Raw genomic sequence first — 14,253 nt, forward strand, 5'->3', positions numbered from 1 at the left:
CTAGGTGGCCCGCGCGCCGCGGAGCGCGCGCCACACGGCGTCCAGATCGGCGGGCAGGTCGAGGGCGCCGCCGCCCGCCTGCCGCAGCGCGTCGATGGCCGCGTTCACGAGCGCGGCCGGTGCCGCGATCGTGCCCGACTCGCCGATGCCTTTCGCCCCCAGCGGATTGACCGGCGACGGCGTTGCGAGCGCGTCGCTCTCGAACGCCGGCAGGTCGGCGGAGGTCGGCACGGCGTAGTCGAGCAGCGATCCGGTCAGCACCTGGCCGTCGGGGCTGTAGACGACCTGCTCGAACAGCGCCTGGGCGAAACCCTGCGCGAGGCCGCCGTGGATCTGGCCTTCGACGAGGAGCGGGTTGACGACGCGCCCGCAGTCGTTGACCGCGACGTACTTGAGCACCTGCACCCTGCCGGTGTCCGGGTCGACCTCGACGACCGCGACGTGGGCGCCCGAAGGGGTCGTGGGTCCGGCGGACTCGAACCGGACGTGCTCGACCAGCCCGGGCGCCATGTCGTCCGGGCGTCGTCCCACCGTTTCCGCCGCGTCCGCGATTTCCGCGAAGGTGAGGCCGCGTCCGGGGACGCCGCGAACCGAGACCGCCCCGCGCGCGAGCACGAGATCGGCCGGCGCCGCCTCGAGGAGATGCGCGGCGAGGGCGAGGATTTTGTCGCGCACGGCTTCGGCGGCCCGCATGACCGCCGACCCGCCGATGGACAACGAGCGGCTGCCGAACGTGCCGACGCCGGACGGGATGACGTCGGTGTCGCCGTGCCGGACCGTGACGTCGCCCGGCTCCACCCCCAGGACGTCCGCGGCGATCTGGCCGAACGCGGTCGCAAGGCCCTGGCCGTGGGGCGAGGAGCCGGTCAAGACTGTGATCCGGCCGGAGCGCTCGACTCGCACGGCACCCGTCTCCCACGAATCGCCGCCGCCGGCTACCTCGATCCAGGTGGCCAGACCGATCCCGAGCGGTTTCCCGCCGCCTCGGCGCCGTTGGGCCTGCGCCGCGCGCCATCGACGGTAGTCTGAGCGCGCCAGCGCGCGCTCGAGTAGCGCGGGATAGTTGCCTGAGTCATAAGCGAGCCCCGTGGGTCCCCGGTACGGAAACGTCGTGATGAAGTTCCGCCGGCGGACGTCCGCCGGGTCGAGGCCGAGGCGGTTGGCGACAAGGTCCATCATCCGTTCAATGTAGTACGCGCCCTCCGGCCGCCCCGCGCCGCGATACGGCCCGGTCGGGGCCTTCGTCGTGGCGACGCCGCGGACGCGGAACCGCGCGTGCTCGATGCGGTACGCTCCAAGTCCGACGAGCACGCTGAGACTCGGCACGCCGGCCCCAAAGCCGAGGCAGTAGCCACCGAGGTCGCCCAGGATGTCGGCGTCCACGGCGAGGACGATCCCGTCCCGTGTCGCGGCGACGCGATACCGCGCGCGCTGGCCCCGTCCGTGGACCATCGCGCGGAGGTTCTCCAGGCGGTCTTCCACCCACTTGATCGGCCGTCCGAGGGAGCGTGCGAGGTAGACCGCCAGGATCTCGTCGGGATACAGCGTGCCCTTCGCGCCGAACCCTCCGCCGACGTCCGGGGCGACGACGTGGACGCGCTCCGGCGGGAGCCCGAGCGTCTCGGCGATCCCGTCCCGTGCGCCGTGGGCACTTTGGGTGGACAACCACACGTCGACGCGGTTGCGCAGGCGATCCGGAACGACGACGATCGCCCGGCACTCCATCGGCATCGCGGCGAGGCGGGGCTGTTCCATCCGCGCCTCGACGACGAGGTCGGCGCGCGCGAACGCCGCGTCCGGGTCCCCGGCACGCAGCTCCTCCTCGAACGCGACGTTGGAGCCGAGCCCGGGGTGCAGCACAGCCGCGCCGGGCTTGAGGGCGGCGTCGACGTCGACTAGGGCTGGGAGCGGCGTGTACGAGACGCGCACGAGGTCCGCCGCGTCCTCCGCAGCATAGCGGTCCCGCGCGACCACGGCCGCGACGGGCTGCCCGACGTACCGCACCACGCCCTCGGCGAGCAGCGGGTGCAGCATCTCCGCGACGCCTGGAAACAGCGGCTCGGCGGGCGCGCGCGGGGTGGGGGCGGGGAGGTCCGCGGCCGTTGCGACCGCGACGACGCCGGTCGACGCCATGGCCTCCGCGGTCGTGATGCCGTCGATGCGCGCGTGCGCGTGCGGGGATCGGACGATCGCCACGTGCAGCATCCCAGCAATGTGGATGTCGTCCACGAACCGGCCGGCGCCGATGAGCAGCGGACGGTCTTCGCGCCGGCGGAGCGGCGCACCCACGTACGACATGGTGAGGGGGGTTCGCCCGACGCACCGTCGAAGCCTCCGATGCCCTCGGACGATCACACCTCGCGCCGGGCCTCGGTTCTCGACCGGCGACGTAGCCCCAACAGGAGCGGAGCGCGATGGCCATCGACGTCGAGCGGGTTCGGCGCGACACACCCGGATGCGAGCACGTCCTGCACTTCAACAACGCCGGGGCGGCCCTGATGCCGCGCGCCGTGGTGGACGCCATGCTCGGCCACCTGCGGCGCGAGGCCGAGATTGGAGGGTACGAGGCGGCGGACGAGGCCGACGCGGCGATCGAGCACGCGTACGCGGCCACCGCGTCCCTCCTGGGGTGTGCGCCGGACGAGATCGCGATCGTGGAGAACGCCACCCGGGCGTGGGATATGGCGTTTTACTCGCTGCGCTTCTCGCCGGGCGACCGGATCCTGACGGCGATGGCCGAGTATGCGAGCAACTACATCGCCTACCTGCAGGTGGCGCGGCGCACGGGTGCCGTGGTCGAGGTCGTCCCGAACGACGAACACGGTCAGATCTCGGTGGACGCGCTCCGGCGCGCGCTCGACGAGCGCGTGAAGCTGATCTCGATCACGCACGTGCCGACGAACGGTGGCCTCGTCAACCCCGTGGCCGAGGTCGGCCGGGTCGCCCGCGACGCCGGGGTGCCGTATCTGCTGGATGCGTGCCAGTCCGTCGGGCAGATGCCGTTGCGCGTCGACGAGATCGGGTGTGATCTTCTGTCCGCGACCGGGCGCAAGTACCTGCGGGGCCCCCGCGCCATCGGCTTCCTCTACGTGCGGCGCGCGCTGCTGGAGCGGCTCGAGCCGCCGTTTCTCGATCTCCACGCCGCGGTGTGGGTCGCGCGCGACCGGTACGAGATGCGGCCCGACGCCCGCCGCTTCGAAAGCTGGGAGGCGAACTACGCGGGCAAGATCGGACTCGCCGTCGCGATCGACTACGCGCGCGCGCTCGAGCTCGAGGCGATCCGCGACCGCGTCTACGCCCTCGGGGCGCGCCTGCGGGCGAGACTGTGCGAGTGCGCCGGCGTGGTCGTGCACGATCTCGGCGCGGAACGCTGCGGGATCGTCACGTTCACCGCTGACGGCCTCGCCGCGGCGGACGTCAAGGCCCGGCTGGCCGCGCAGCGCATCAACGTGACGGTGTCCACCGTCAACTCCACCCGCTTCGACATGGAGGCGCGGCGCCTCGAGCCGCTCGTGCGGGCGTCCGTCCACTACTACAATACCGAGGGCGAGATCGAACGGTTCGGCCGCGCGATCGAGACGATGCGCTAGGGCTTCGGCCGGCGCGGTCCGGGCCGCCGGGGCTCGCGTTGGCGTTCGCGACCCGACGCCGCCGAGGTCGCGAGCGCGATGATCTGGGACGCGGCCTCCGCGTTCGCGCGGTCGAGATCCTCTGGGGTATCGCCGCCGATCGTGATCGGCTCGCCGACCCGCACGACGATACGCCGGAGGCGCGGCACCGTTCGGTCGAGCGGAAGCGCGTCGCGCGTGCCGACGATCGCGACCGGGACGAGCGGCGCGCCGGCGCGCGCGGCCAGGAGCGCCGCGCCCCGCTGGAATGGCCGGAGGCGGCCGTCGGGACTGATGCCGCCCTCCGGGAAGATGATCAGGAGGCGGCCGTGCCGGAGCGCGTGGAGCGAGCGCCTGAACGCGCTCGTGTCGACGGTTCCGCGGCGGATCGGGATCGCGAGCGGCCCGTAGGCGCGCATCACCAAGCTCACGCCCGGCATGTGCCACAGCTCCGCCATCGCCAGCACCGCGGGCTTTCGCGGCATCACCAGCGGCAAGATGATGGGATCGAGCCAGCTGACGTGATTGGCGACGACGACTGCCGGACCCCGTGCGGGGATGCGGTCGATGCCGACCGTGGAGACACGAAACAGCGCCCAGGCGAGGGCGCGTACGGCGGCGCGGATGGCACGAAACGCGAGGCTGTCCAGGTGGGTCCCTCCGGCGTCGGGTCGGAGGATACGCGTCCGCGCGTACGACCTCCTGCCGGCCGATCGCCGGCGACCGGTGCCGGTGCGCGCCGGAGAGGGCAGGCAGGAACTACCGGACGGCGTGCCGCGTAGGTAGAATGGTGCCTGTGACGCGAAGATCATGGAGGTGATGGGGTGAGACGGATACACACACTGGCACGGAACGCGTGGACCGCGATGCGATGGGGAGGTGCCATCGGCGCCGTCGCCGCGGTCGCGGCGATGGTCCCTGGGACGCCAGTCCTCGGCGCGGCGATGCACTCCGTTGACGTCGCGATCGTCGCCGGCAAGAGCGCGGCCGACGGGGGCTTCGACTTCAACGGCTACCAGCGCGGGGCCATGACAATCACGGTGCCCACCGGCTGGCAGGTCACGGTGCATTTTGAGAACGTGAACGTGCTCGCCCATAGTCTCATCGTGGTGCCGTCGGGCGCGGGCCAGCAGGCGGTGCCGCCGACCACGCCGGCGTTCCCGGGCGCGATGACCAAGGACCTCGCGGCAGGGCTCCCCAAGGGGACCAAGCAAACGCTCACGTTCACGGCGAGTAAGGCCGGATCGTACGAGTTTGTCTGCGGTGTGCCCGGACATGGGGTCGCGGGGATGTGGGACAAGCTGGTCGTCTCTAATACGGCCAAGACACCGACCGTGACGCCGGCCGGCGCGACGACCATCACGGCGAAGTAGGGCGCGGTCTCCGTCCGGGCCGTCGGCCCGGGCGTGTCGCGCGGGGCGTCGTTATAATCTGTCTGGGCCGCCCGGAGATTTCCGGGCGGCCCAAGTCATCCCGAGCGCGGCGTTGTGTCCCCTTAACCAAACACCCGCGGCTTCCCAAGCAGCGCCCTGAGCGATGTCATCTTCCCGATGTGATACCATCGATGGCCGTTCAAGAACAAAAGGACGCCGCCGGAGTTCTTCCAGAAGCCCTGGGAGCTCTCGCGGGGGGTGTCCGGGTCGAGTTCCGCGGCCGCCTTCATCGCCGCCTCGTGTGCTTGGTCGAACGCGCGCTGGACCGTCTCGAGCGAGGGATACGCCGCTTTGCCGCCGGTGCCAGTCTTGAACAACGGCTCGAAACTGTCCGGGAGCGTGAGGGACGGCGATGCGCCTGCGGCCTTCAGAAGGTATAGATCGGCCCACGCGAGATGGCCGACCTGCCAGACGAACGGCGCCAGGGGCCCGTCGAACACGCGGTTGGCCTCGTCGTCCGAGACCTCGCCGAGCGAGCGCGTCACGAGTCGGTGGCTGCCTGCGAACTGTTCCTGGATCAAGGCTCGAGCATCCACGGTACCGCCTCCCTTCACACGCGCCCGCTCATCGACCACCGCGGGCCGTCGCGAAGGCGTGATTGGCACCGGCAGCCGATTTCTCCTCGTGTGCGCAGGAGAAAGTGCCAGGACCGTTACAGTCGGCGGCGGCGGAGGGTGGAGGTACGCTGGACGGGTAGGTTCCCGATTGAGAATTGGCCTGGCGCTCGAGGTTATGGCGGGCATTGACACGCGCGGTGACCGTCCCTAAGATGAGGGTCAGACCGACGCGTCGGTCTGACCCAAAAAAAACCGATCCCAACCGCAAGGATACAGATGATGACAAGAGCCTCGACGACGCGATCACCGGCCGAGACGCCGACCCGAGACCGCCTTCTTGGGTCCGCGATGGATGTGTTTGTGGCGAAGGGGTACCACGCCGCGGCGGTCGACGACATCGTGGCCGCCTCAGAGACCTCGAAGGGCGCATTCTACCACTACTTCTCGAGCAAGCAGGAGATCTTCGTGACACTCGTGGACGCGCTCGGTGAGCTGGTGGAGACCGGCGTCGAGACTGCGATCGCCGACGAGCGCGGTGCGCTCGCCAAGGTGGAGGCGGCGCTGCGCGTCGTGCTCGAGACGGCCGACACGCGGCGGGGGTTGGTGAAGATCCTGCTGGTCGAGGCGGTGGGACTTGGACCGGAGTTCGAAGAGAAACGCCTGGAGATCCACGGCCGCTTCGCCCGGCTCATCCGGCGGCATCTCGATCACGCCGTCGGCGAGGGGTCGATCCCGGCCCAGGACACCGCGCTGGCCGCTCAGGCGTGGCTCGGCGTCCTCAACGAGGTGATCACCCAATGGTTGGCGACGGGAAGTGGCCGGCTCACGGACCGGCTCCCCGCGCTGCGGGCGTTTCTGCTCCGCAGCGTGGGCGCAGCGGATCGCGCGAGGACGGTGCGCCAGGCACGCGGCGCCCGGACGGGGCGTCAGACGAGGTGAGCCGATGATCACGCGCCGGACGTTCATGAGTTTGCCGCTGGGCCTGCTCACGTCAGGGCTCGCGGCGCCGCGGCCAGTGCGGGCGCAGGGGCGGGCGCCGCTCCACATCCGTGTCGTGTCCACGCCGGTGCTGATCTTCGCGCCGCTGTTCGTCGCAATCGAGCGGGGGTATCTTCGGCGCGAGGGCATCGACGCCGAGCTGATCAGCGCGCCGGGTGGCGCATCGGTGTTCGCGGTGCTGGCCAGCGGGCGGGCGGAAGCGGCGGTCGGCGGCCTCGGGGCCGCCTTGTTCAACGCCGCATCGCGCGGGCTCGACTTCAAGGTCGTCGGGCCGGCCCACGCCGAGAAGCCGCCGGTGAGCACCCCGCTCGTGATCGCCCGCTCGGCGTTCGAGAACAACCAGATCCGCGCGGTCAAGGACCTGCGCGGCAAGAAGGTCTCGGTCAACGTCATCGGATCGGCCACGGAATTCTGGGTCAGCGCGGCGTTGCTCAAAGGCGGGCTCACGATGTCCGACGTGCAGCTGGTGGAGGTGAACTTTCCGGACGTGCCCGCGGCGCTCGCAAACGGCGCGATCGCCGGCGGCATGCTGGGCGAGCCCCTGACGACGCTGGCGGAGGATCGCGGGCAGATCGTCCGCCTCAGCCAGGACTTCATCAACGGCATGCAGGTGACCGCCGTGTACTTCAGCGGCGCATTCATGCGCGGGCACCCCCAGGAAGCCGTGGGCTTCATGAAGGCGTGGCTGCGCGCGTGCCGGGACCTGTACGGCGGCGGCTACCGGCGCGACGACATCGCGCGCATCGTGGAGAAGTACACCGGCGTCCCCGCGGATGTGGTCAAGCGCGCGCGCGCGCCGTTCCACGAGCCCAACGGGGCCATGAACTTCAACGACTTCACGCGGCTGCAGGAGTTCTTCCGGAACCGGGGCGAGTTGACCTACGATCATCCGCTTCCGCCGTCTGCGTACATCGACACCTCGTTCGTGACGCAAGCGCTCCGGGCCGTGGGGCCGTTCGTCCCACCGCAGTGAGCCGGTCGCCGGCCGCGCCCCCGGCCGCCGCTGCGATCGTGGCGACCGGACTCACGCACGCGTATCCGGGGCCCCGCGGGCCGATCGCGGCGCTCGAGGACGTCTCGTTCTCCGTGCGGGCCGGCGAGTTCTGCGCGATGATCGGCCCGTCGGGATGCGGCAAAACGACGCTTCTGCACGTCTTGGCGGGGCTCCTCACGCCGAGCGCCGGGTCCGTGACGATGCCCCGGTCCGCCCCGGGACGGCTCGCGACCGCCGTCGTCTTCCAGGGGGTCAGCACGTTTCCGTGGATGACGGTGCGCCAAAACGTCGCATATGGCCTCCGCATGCTCAGGCTTCCCGGGGTCGAGTGCCGGCGGCGCGCGGAGCATCACGTCGCACGCGTGGGCCTGACGCCGTTTCTCGACGCCTATCCGCACCAGCTCTCGGAGGGGATGCGCCAGCGCGTAAGCATCGCGCGGGCGTTCGCGACGGATCCCGACGTCCTGCTGATGGACGAGCCGTTCGGCAGCCTCGATGAACAGACGCGCCTGCACCTGCAGGACGAGCTGCTGCGCCTGTGGGGCGAGAGCGGCAAGACGGTCGTCTTCATCACGCACAGCCTGGACGAGGCGGCGCGTCTCGCCGACCGCGTGCTGGTGATGACGGGCCGTCCCGGGCGGATCAGGGCCGAGGTGGCGGTGCCGTTCGCGCGGCCGCGCGGATACCGCGAGGTCCGCCGGGATCCCGCGTACGGCGCGCTCACGGCGCGCCTCTGGACCGAGCTCGTCGAGGACGGCGAGGTCGCTCGTCCATGAGCGGCGGTCGACTCTCCGACCGCCTGCTCGCGGTCGGGTCTCCGATCGGGTTCCTCGCCGTGTGGGAGGTGCTGTGCCGTCTCGGCGTCCTGGACCCCCGCTACATCCCGGCGCCGACGACGGTGCTGCACACGATGGCGGCTATGACCCGGACCGGCGAGCTTCCGTATCACGCCCTCGTGAGCGTGCGGCGGATCGTGTTCGGGTTCCTCCTCGGCGCGGTGCCGGCGGTCGGCCTGGGACTGGCCATGGGGCTCAGCCGGCCGGTGCGGGCGTCACTGATGCCGCTCGTCTCCGCGGTGTACCCGATCCCCAAGATCGCCGTCTATCCCCTGATTATCTTTTACCTCGGGTTGGGAGAAGCGTCCAAGATCAGCATCGTCGCGGTGAGCATCTTCTTCCTCGTGCTGCTGAGCACGATGGCAGGCGTGCTGGCGCTCGACCCTGCCTACTTCAAGATCGCCCGCGCGTACGGCGCGGACGCGCGCGCGGTCTTTGTGACAGTGGCGCTGCCCGGCGCCCTGCCGCAGATCTTCACGGGCCTCAAGCTCGGCATGGGCTTCGCGCTCATCGTCATCGTCGGCGCCGAACTCCTGGGGTCGAATAGCGGGATCGGCTATTTGATCTGGCGGTCGTACCAGATCTTCGCGATCGACGCGATGTTCGCGGGTCTCCTCGTCACCGCCGTGCTGGGGTGGGCGGCGACCGGCGCGCTCGATTGGCTGGAGCATCGCGTGCTCCCCTGGCGAGTGTCCTGATCCGGGCCCGCCGAGTCGCCCTGGTGAACGCGGACGCGGCGCGAGGGGAGAGGGGGGGCGCGCTGGCGGTGATCGCAGACGGCTGCCGGAGTGTACGGGCCGCGGGCGGGTGCGGCTAGACGCGGATGAAGACGCGCCGCCGATACAGCGCAAACAGCACGAGCCACCACAGGGCGATGACGGACGCGGTGTAGATCCACCCGGCCGCGACGGGGCCGATCGCACCGCCGAGCGGATCGAGCACCGCCGTGTGCAGCGAGAGCGTGTGGCCCGGTGCGCGCGGATCGGGCCAGGTCTGCATGGCGCCGATCGCAAACAGCGCAGACGCAACGTATCCGACGATCGCATTGGAGCCGAGCACCGCGAGCGGAACGCCGAGCGACCGCAGCCGCACGATGTCGAACAGCAGGTGGCAGGCCGCCAGCAGCAGCAACCCGAGCCCGCCCGCGAAGAGCACGTACGTCGGCGTCCACAGATCCTTGTTCAGCGGAAGCGTCTGTCCCCACAGCCAACCGCCGAGTACCAGCGCCGCTCCAGCGGCGGCGAGCGCGCCGGTCTTCGCGACCTCCTTCGTGCGGCCGGCCCGCAGCAGGTCGCCCGCAGTGGTGCCGAGCAACGCCAGCGCCGCGGCCGGCGCGACGGCGAGCACCCCGGCAAGCGCGTGGGGGGTCAGGTAGGTATCGTTCAGGTACTGGATGATGTTGTGATGCTCCTGGAACACGCCGACGCCGAGGCCGGGCACCGGCACGAGGGTGAGGAGCGCCGCGTATCCGGCCAGCAGCCCCGCGGCCGTGGCGAGCCGCGCCAGCACCCGCGCTCGGCTCAGCAGGGCCGCCACCAGGTACGATAGGCCCAGGAGCTGCAGCACGTCCATGCTCACGGTGAATCCGTGGGACGCCACCGAGTCGATCAGGACCCCGAGCGCGACGAGCGACGCGGTTCGCCGCGCGACGCGCAGCGCGTACGCGGCGCCGCGCAGGCCGGTCCGGGCCCCGACCGGGATCGTGACGCCCACGGTCAAGACGAACCACGGCAGGATCATGTCGGTAAAGGTGACGCCACCGCCCCACGGCGCATGCATCAGCTGCCGCGGCGTGGCGGCGTTCCAGATCATGTTGTTGACGAGGAGCATGCCAAGGATCACGAAACCGCGGAACGCGTCCAAAGACAGTAATCGTCCCGCCGGGGGCGGCGCAGCATCGCGCGTGCCGGGCTCCGGCCGGCCGGTCGGGCGGGCGTCGGCCCCGACGGCCGCAGACGTCTCCTCCCCCCGATGTAGTTGCGGTTCGGGTCTGCGGGGCGGGACGTCGATCACGGCGTGTGGAGTCATGGTCGCACGCTCGATTCCCTCATGCTCGCGGCGTCACGCGCCGTCGTTCCACGCGACCCGGCACGGGCGCCTGCGGGAGTCCGGCGAATCTCGATTCGCGTTCCAGGCTACGTCCCGCGGGTCACAATCCCGTGAAGCGTCCTCGCGCCCTGTTCTCAGGGCGGCTCAGCGAGCGTCCTTCGACGCCGTGAGCGAGAACATCAGCGGGACGCTGCGCGCGCCGGACGGCAGGTGCCACGTCCCGTTCGGACGCTCCTCCATCCACGGGAACATTGCCCACCCAACGTACGGGTATTCCTCGAACGTCTCGATCCGGAGCCCCGCGCGCGCGAGCGCCCCCACGATGTCGGCGAGGGGATGCACCCATTGATAGGTCAGGCTGTCGATCGGAGCGTCGGGTGCTGCGTAGGAGCCGCGTCCGGTCGAGCGCTCCGGCTCCGCAGAGGAGAAGTAAGGGTACCTCGGTCGCAGTTCCCCGTCCTCGCGGGTCTCGTCGAAGACCATCGCAAACGGGTGCCCCTCGATGATGCAGAACGTCCCGCCCGGCCGAAGAAAATGGGCAATGACCCGAGCCCAGCGATCCAAATCGGGGAGCCAGCAGAGCACCCCGTGCGACGTAAAGACGAGGTCGAACTCGCCGCGGAGCCGCTCCGGGAGCGCATACAGGTCGCTCTCGACGAACGTGGCCGGCACGCCGACCTCGGCCGCGAGCGTGCGGGCGGCCGCGATCGCCGCTCCCGAGAAATCGACGCCTGTCGCGACCGCGCCGCGCCTGGCCCAGGCGATCGTGTCGAGGCCGAAGTGGCACTGCAGGTGCAGGAGCGTCTTGCCGGTGACGTTGCCGAGCAGCCGCAACTCGAGCTCGTCGAGGCCGGCGCGCCGCCGCGAGGTGCCGGCCTTGAACCCCTCCACGTCGTAGAACGAGGACGCCACGTGATACCTCGTCCACACGTCCCACATCGCTCGGTTGGTTTCGAGGTAGCGCTTCATCAGCGGACCTCGCGGGTCGCGTCGCGGTCCCGGGCGGGACGCGGCGCCGTGTCGCTGCATCGTGCCGTATGTACGCGCCGTATTGTAGTGTAGCACAACGGCCGTGCCGTCGGTCTTTGCTCACGCTTCACGCAGTTTTCGAATAGTGATCACGGCGCCTTCACCCGCGTGCGATACCATGAGGCCGCAGGCACAGTGCACGGAGGTGTTGGCCCGTGAGCAACGATGTCGTGGTTTTTTCCGTCGAAGGACTGCGTCACGCTCCCGCGGCCGCGCGGCTCGAGTGGGCGCTGGCGAGCGTGTGCGGTGTCCAAGGCGTTTCCCTGAACCTGGCGACCGAGAAGTTGCGCGTGACCCATGACTCCGCGGAGGCGGACCTCCGCCGGCTCGTCGACGTCGTGCGGTCGGTGGGGTGCGACGTTCGTGCGTCACACGCCGTCATCGGCGTGGACCACATCGGGTGCCCCTCGTGCGCCACCCGCATTGAGGACGCGCTCCGGAGCGTCGGCGGTGTGCTCGACGCGGCCGTGGATCTGCGCACGCGTCGCGCGATTGTGTCGTACCTGCCTGGGCACGTGACGCAGCGCGACCTCGCACAGGCGATTCGCGAAGCGGGGTATCAGCCGACGAGGGCGTCCGCCGGCGCCGAGTCCGGGCGGCTGGCCGGCGCGGGAGCGTTCGCGCGCTAGGCCTTCGGCGCGGGCGGCCGCTCGATCACGCCGTTGTCCCCTCGCGCGGAGGAGGCTCCGGTCTGTCCCGAGAGCCGTGATCGTCAGGTCTCGACCACGTGGACCGTGACGTCGCCGACCGGCAGGCCCGCGTGCGGCGCGCACGAAGTTACCGGGCATGAGGCTGTCGATCATCGACCAATCGCCCGTGCCTGCGGGTCTCACGGCCGCAGATGCGCTGCGCAACACGATCGAGCTCGCGCGGGTCGCCGACCGGCTTGGGTACGAACGGTACTGGATCGCCGAGCACCACGCCACCCGGGCGTTCGCGAGTTCCGCGCCGGAGGTCCTGATGGCGCGGGTGGCCGCCGAGACCTCCGGCATCCGCGTGGGCTCCGGTGCGGTTCTCCTGCCCCATTACAGCCCGTTCAAGGTGGCCGAGACGTTCCGGGTGCTTCACGCGTTGTATCCCGACCGGATCGATCTCGGGATCGGCCGGGCGCCCGGGGGCGGACCGCTCGAGACGTTTGCGCTGCGACGCGATCGCGGGCGGGAATTCCCGGACGACTTTCCCGACCAACTCGTGGAGCTGCTGGCGTTTCTCCGCGGCGGCTTCCCGGCGGACCACCCGTTCAGCCGGATCGAGGTCACGCCGGACATGCCCGGGGTGCCTGACATCTGGCTCCTCGGATCGAGCCCGTGGAGCGCGAGCGCGGCCGCACAGCTGGGGCTGCCGTACGCGTTCGCCCACTTCATCAACCCGCAGCCCACGCGAGCGGCGATCGACTACTATCGCGAGCACGTCGTCGCCGTGAACGCGTCGGCCGCGTCGCGGACGATCCTGTCGCTCGGTGCGGTCTGCGCGGAGACGGAGGAAGAGGCTCACCGCTTGTACGCCAGCCTGCGCCTGCGGCGCCTCCTCCGCCAAACCGGCGACCGCGGTCCGATTCCGACCCCGGAGGACGCGATCGCCAGGCTGGCGGGCGTCGGAGACGAACCGTCTGACGACGACGGCGAGTGGCCGCGCTATGTTGTCGGCACGCCCGAGCACGTACACGGCCAGCTCACCGGGATCGCGGCCGAGCTGCGCGTCGAAGAGCTCATGATCCTGACGGTGGTGCACGACCACCAGGCCAGGCTGCGCTCCTACCGGTTGCTCGCGGAGACGTTCGGTCTCGCCCCGAGGGCGACGCCGGGGACCGACCGCGCGCGCTCCGATCGATAGCGTGCGTCGCGCGCGCGGGGCGCCGAGGGAACCGTTCGACGAGGGGGACTGCAGCGGCAGGAGGCCGTCCCGACGCGCCGGAACTCCATGCGCATGTGGGACGCGAGATTCCTTGCCTACCTCTTGGTCTCCGCCGCTCTCATCGTCGCGCCGGGACCGGACATGGCGCTCGTGACGCGCAATGCGTTGCGGGGCGGATGGACGGCGGCGTCGCAGACGGCCTTTGGGGTGGCGATCGGCCTCGTGCTCTGGGGGATCGCGTCCGTCGCCGGCGTGGCCGCGTTGCTCGGGGCGTCCGCGGCGGCGTTCACCGTGATGAAGCTGGCCGGTGCCCTGTACCTCACGGCCCTCGGGCTCCGGAGCCTCATCAGCGCGGCGCGCGGTCCCGAGGGACGCGGCGCGCCGCCTGTCTCGAACCCGCGCAGGCCGTCGGCGCCCGACCGCGCGTTCTGGCAGGGGCTGTTCAACAACCTGCTCAATCCAAAGGCGGCCGTGATCTTCCTCAGCATCGTTCCGCAATTCGTGCGTCCCGGTGATTCCACGGGGCGGCTCCTGGTGATGGTCGCCGTATTTGCGCTCCTCACGCTCGGATGGCTTCATGTCTACGGCGCGGCGGTCGCCCGCGCCGGACGATACTTCGGGCCCCGCGTGCAACGTGCGCTCGGCGCGGTTGCCGGGACGGTCATGATCGGCTTGGGCGTGCGGCTGGCGTTCGAACGGCGGTAGCGCAGTCGGCCGGCGCGGGCCCGATGCGCTGTGCGACGATGCGGGGAACCGTCCGGGCATCCCGCGCGGACCCGGGCCGTTACCGCTTGATGGACCCGCGTCACCGCGCGAGTGCCGCCGCCGAGCGGGCGGCGTGCACGGGGCGACCCGGCTCCGAATCGATCCGACCAACCGCACCGACCGGATGTT

General features: G+C 70.7%; 14 protein-coding genes. 9 read left to right on the top strand and 5 right to left on the bottom strand.

Annotated elements, in window-relative coordinates; all coding sequences use genetic code 11:
- Window positions 1-2,298, bottom strand: a complete 2,298-nt coding sequence (locus VKZ50_16595; protein HLJ61346.1) for a xanthine dehydrogenase family protein molybdopterin-binding subunit — start codon at window positions 2,296-2,298, stop codon at window positions 1-3.
- A gap of 116 nt (window positions 2,299-2,414) precedes the next feature.
- On the opposite strand from VKZ50_16595, the gene VKZ50_16600 reads away from it, so the two are divergent.
- Complete coding sequence (locus VKZ50_16600; GenBank protein HLJ61347.1) at window positions 2,415-3,590, top strand: aminotransferase class V-fold PLP-dependent enzyme; 1,176 nt, start codon at window positions 2,415-2,417, stop codon at window positions 3,588-3,590.
- On the opposite strand, the gene VKZ50_16605 is transcribed toward VKZ50_16600, so the two are convergent.
- Window positions 3,587-4,420, bottom strand: a complete 834-nt coding sequence (locus VKZ50_16605) for a lysophospholipid acyltransferase family protein (GenBank protein HLJ61348.1) — start codon at window positions 4,418-4,420, stop codon at window positions 3,587-3,589. The two genes, VKZ50_16600 and VKZ50_16605, sit on opposite strands and share 4 nt — an antisense overlap.
- A 12-nt stretch (window positions 4,421-4,432) precedes the next feature.
- On the opposite strand from VKZ50_16605, the gene VKZ50_16610 reads away from it, so the two are divergent.
- Window positions 4,433-4,981: a sulfocyanin-like copper-binding protein gene (locus VKZ50_16610; protein ID HLJ61349.1), complete on the top strand. Its 549-nt coding sequence runs from the start codon at window positions 4,433-4,435 to the stop codon at window positions 4,979-4,981.
- A gap of 122 nt (window positions 4,982-5,103) precedes the next feature.
- Here VKZ50_16610 and VKZ50_16615 read toward each other — a convergent pair whose 3' ends face one another.
- Window positions 5,104-5,577: a DinB family protein gene (locus VKZ50_16615; GenBank protein HLJ61350.1), complete on the bottom strand. Its 474-nt coding sequence runs from the start codon at window positions 5,575-5,577 to the stop codon at window positions 5,104-5,106.
- Window positions 5,578-5,877: 300 nt separating this feature from the next.
- Between VKZ50_16615 and VKZ50_16620 the strand changes: the two genes are divergently transcribed.
- From VKZ50_16620 to VKZ50_16635, 4 genes are read left to right on the top strand one after another with little or no spacing between them, the layout of a single operon-like run.
- The gene (locus tag VKZ50_16620; protein HLJ61351.1) at window positions 5,878-6,537 is read left to right on the top strand and encodes a TetR/AcrR family transcriptional regulator; all 660 of its coding nucleotides are present in this window, start codon (window positions 5,878-5,880) and stop codon (window positions 6,535-6,537) included.
- Window positions 6,538-6,541: 4 nt separating this feature from the next.
- Window positions 6,542-7,570 (top strand): ABC transporter substrate-binding protein, encoded by a 1,029-nt coding sequence (locus VKZ50_16625; GenBank protein ID HLJ61352.1) that lies wholly within the window; start codon window positions 6,542-6,544, stop codon window positions 7,568-7,570.
- Window positions 7,567-8,367, top strand: coding sequence for an ABC transporter ATP-binding protein (locus VKZ50_16630; protein HLJ61353.1), 801 nt, complete (start codon window positions 7,567-7,569; stop codon window positions 8,365-8,367). The genes VKZ50_16625 and VKZ50_16630 overlap by 4 nt, the downstream gene beginning before the upstream one ends.
- A complete protein-coding gene (locus VKZ50_16635; protein ID HLJ61354.1) occupies window positions 8,364-9,125 on the top strand; it encodes an ABC transporter permease in 762 nt (253 codons plus the stop codon). Before VKZ50_16630 ends, VKZ50_16635 begins: the two co-directional genes overlap by 4 nt.
- Window positions 9,126-9,240: 115 nt before the next feature.
- Here the strand turns inward: VKZ50_16635 and VKZ50_16640 are convergent, their stop codons facing one another.
- Both VKZ50_16640 and VKZ50_16645 read right to left on the bottom strand, forming a co-directional pair.
- On the bottom strand, window positions 9,241-10,455 hold the full coding sequence (locus tag VKZ50_16640) for a heparan-alpha-glucosaminide N-acetyltransferase domain-containing protein (GenBank protein ID HLJ61355.1): 1,215 nt from the start codon (window positions 10,453-10,455) through the stop codon (window positions 9,241-9,243).
- A gap of 165 nt (window positions 10,456-10,620) precedes the next feature.
- The gene (locus VKZ50_16645; GenBank protein ID HLJ61356.1) at window positions 10,621-11,445 is read right to left on the bottom strand and encodes a class I SAM-dependent methyltransferase; all 825 of its coding nucleotides are present in this window, start codon (window positions 11,443-11,445) and stop codon (window positions 10,621-10,623) included.
- A gap of 215 nt (window positions 11,446-11,660) precedes the next feature.
- Here VKZ50_16645 and VKZ50_16650 point away from each other — a divergent pair, with 215 nt between their 5' ends.
- The 3 genes from VKZ50_16650 to VKZ50_16660 all read left to right on the top strand — a co-directional run bounded on the left by VKZ50_16650 (window position 11,661) and on the right by VKZ50_16660 (window position 14,064).
- Window positions 11,661-12,134, top strand: coding sequence for a cation transporter (locus tag VKZ50_16650; protein HLJ61357.1), 474 nt, complete (start codon window positions 11,661-11,663; stop codon window positions 12,132-12,134).
- A 157-nt stretch (window positions 12,135-12,291) separates the two neighbouring features.
- The gene (locus VKZ50_16655; GenBank protein HLJ61358.1) at window positions 12,292-13,338 is read left to right on the top strand and encodes an LLM class flavin-dependent oxidoreductase; all 1,047 of its coding nucleotides are present in this window, start codon (window positions 12,292-12,294) and stop codon (window positions 13,336-13,338) included.
- Between the two features lie 93 nt (window positions 13,339-13,431).
- Complete coding sequence (locus tag VKZ50_16660; protein ID HLJ61359.1) at window positions 13,432-14,064, top strand: LysE family translocator; 633 nt, start codon at window positions 13,432-13,434, stop codon at window positions 14,062-14,064.
- Window positions 14,065-14,253: the final 189 nt, after the last annotated feature.

This window comes from bacterium (genome assembly GCA_035295165.1).
In the GTDB taxonomy this organism is placed as follows: domain Bacteria; phylum Sysuimicrobiota; class Sysuimicrobiia; order Sysuimicrobiales; family Segetimicrobiaceae; genus JAJPIA01.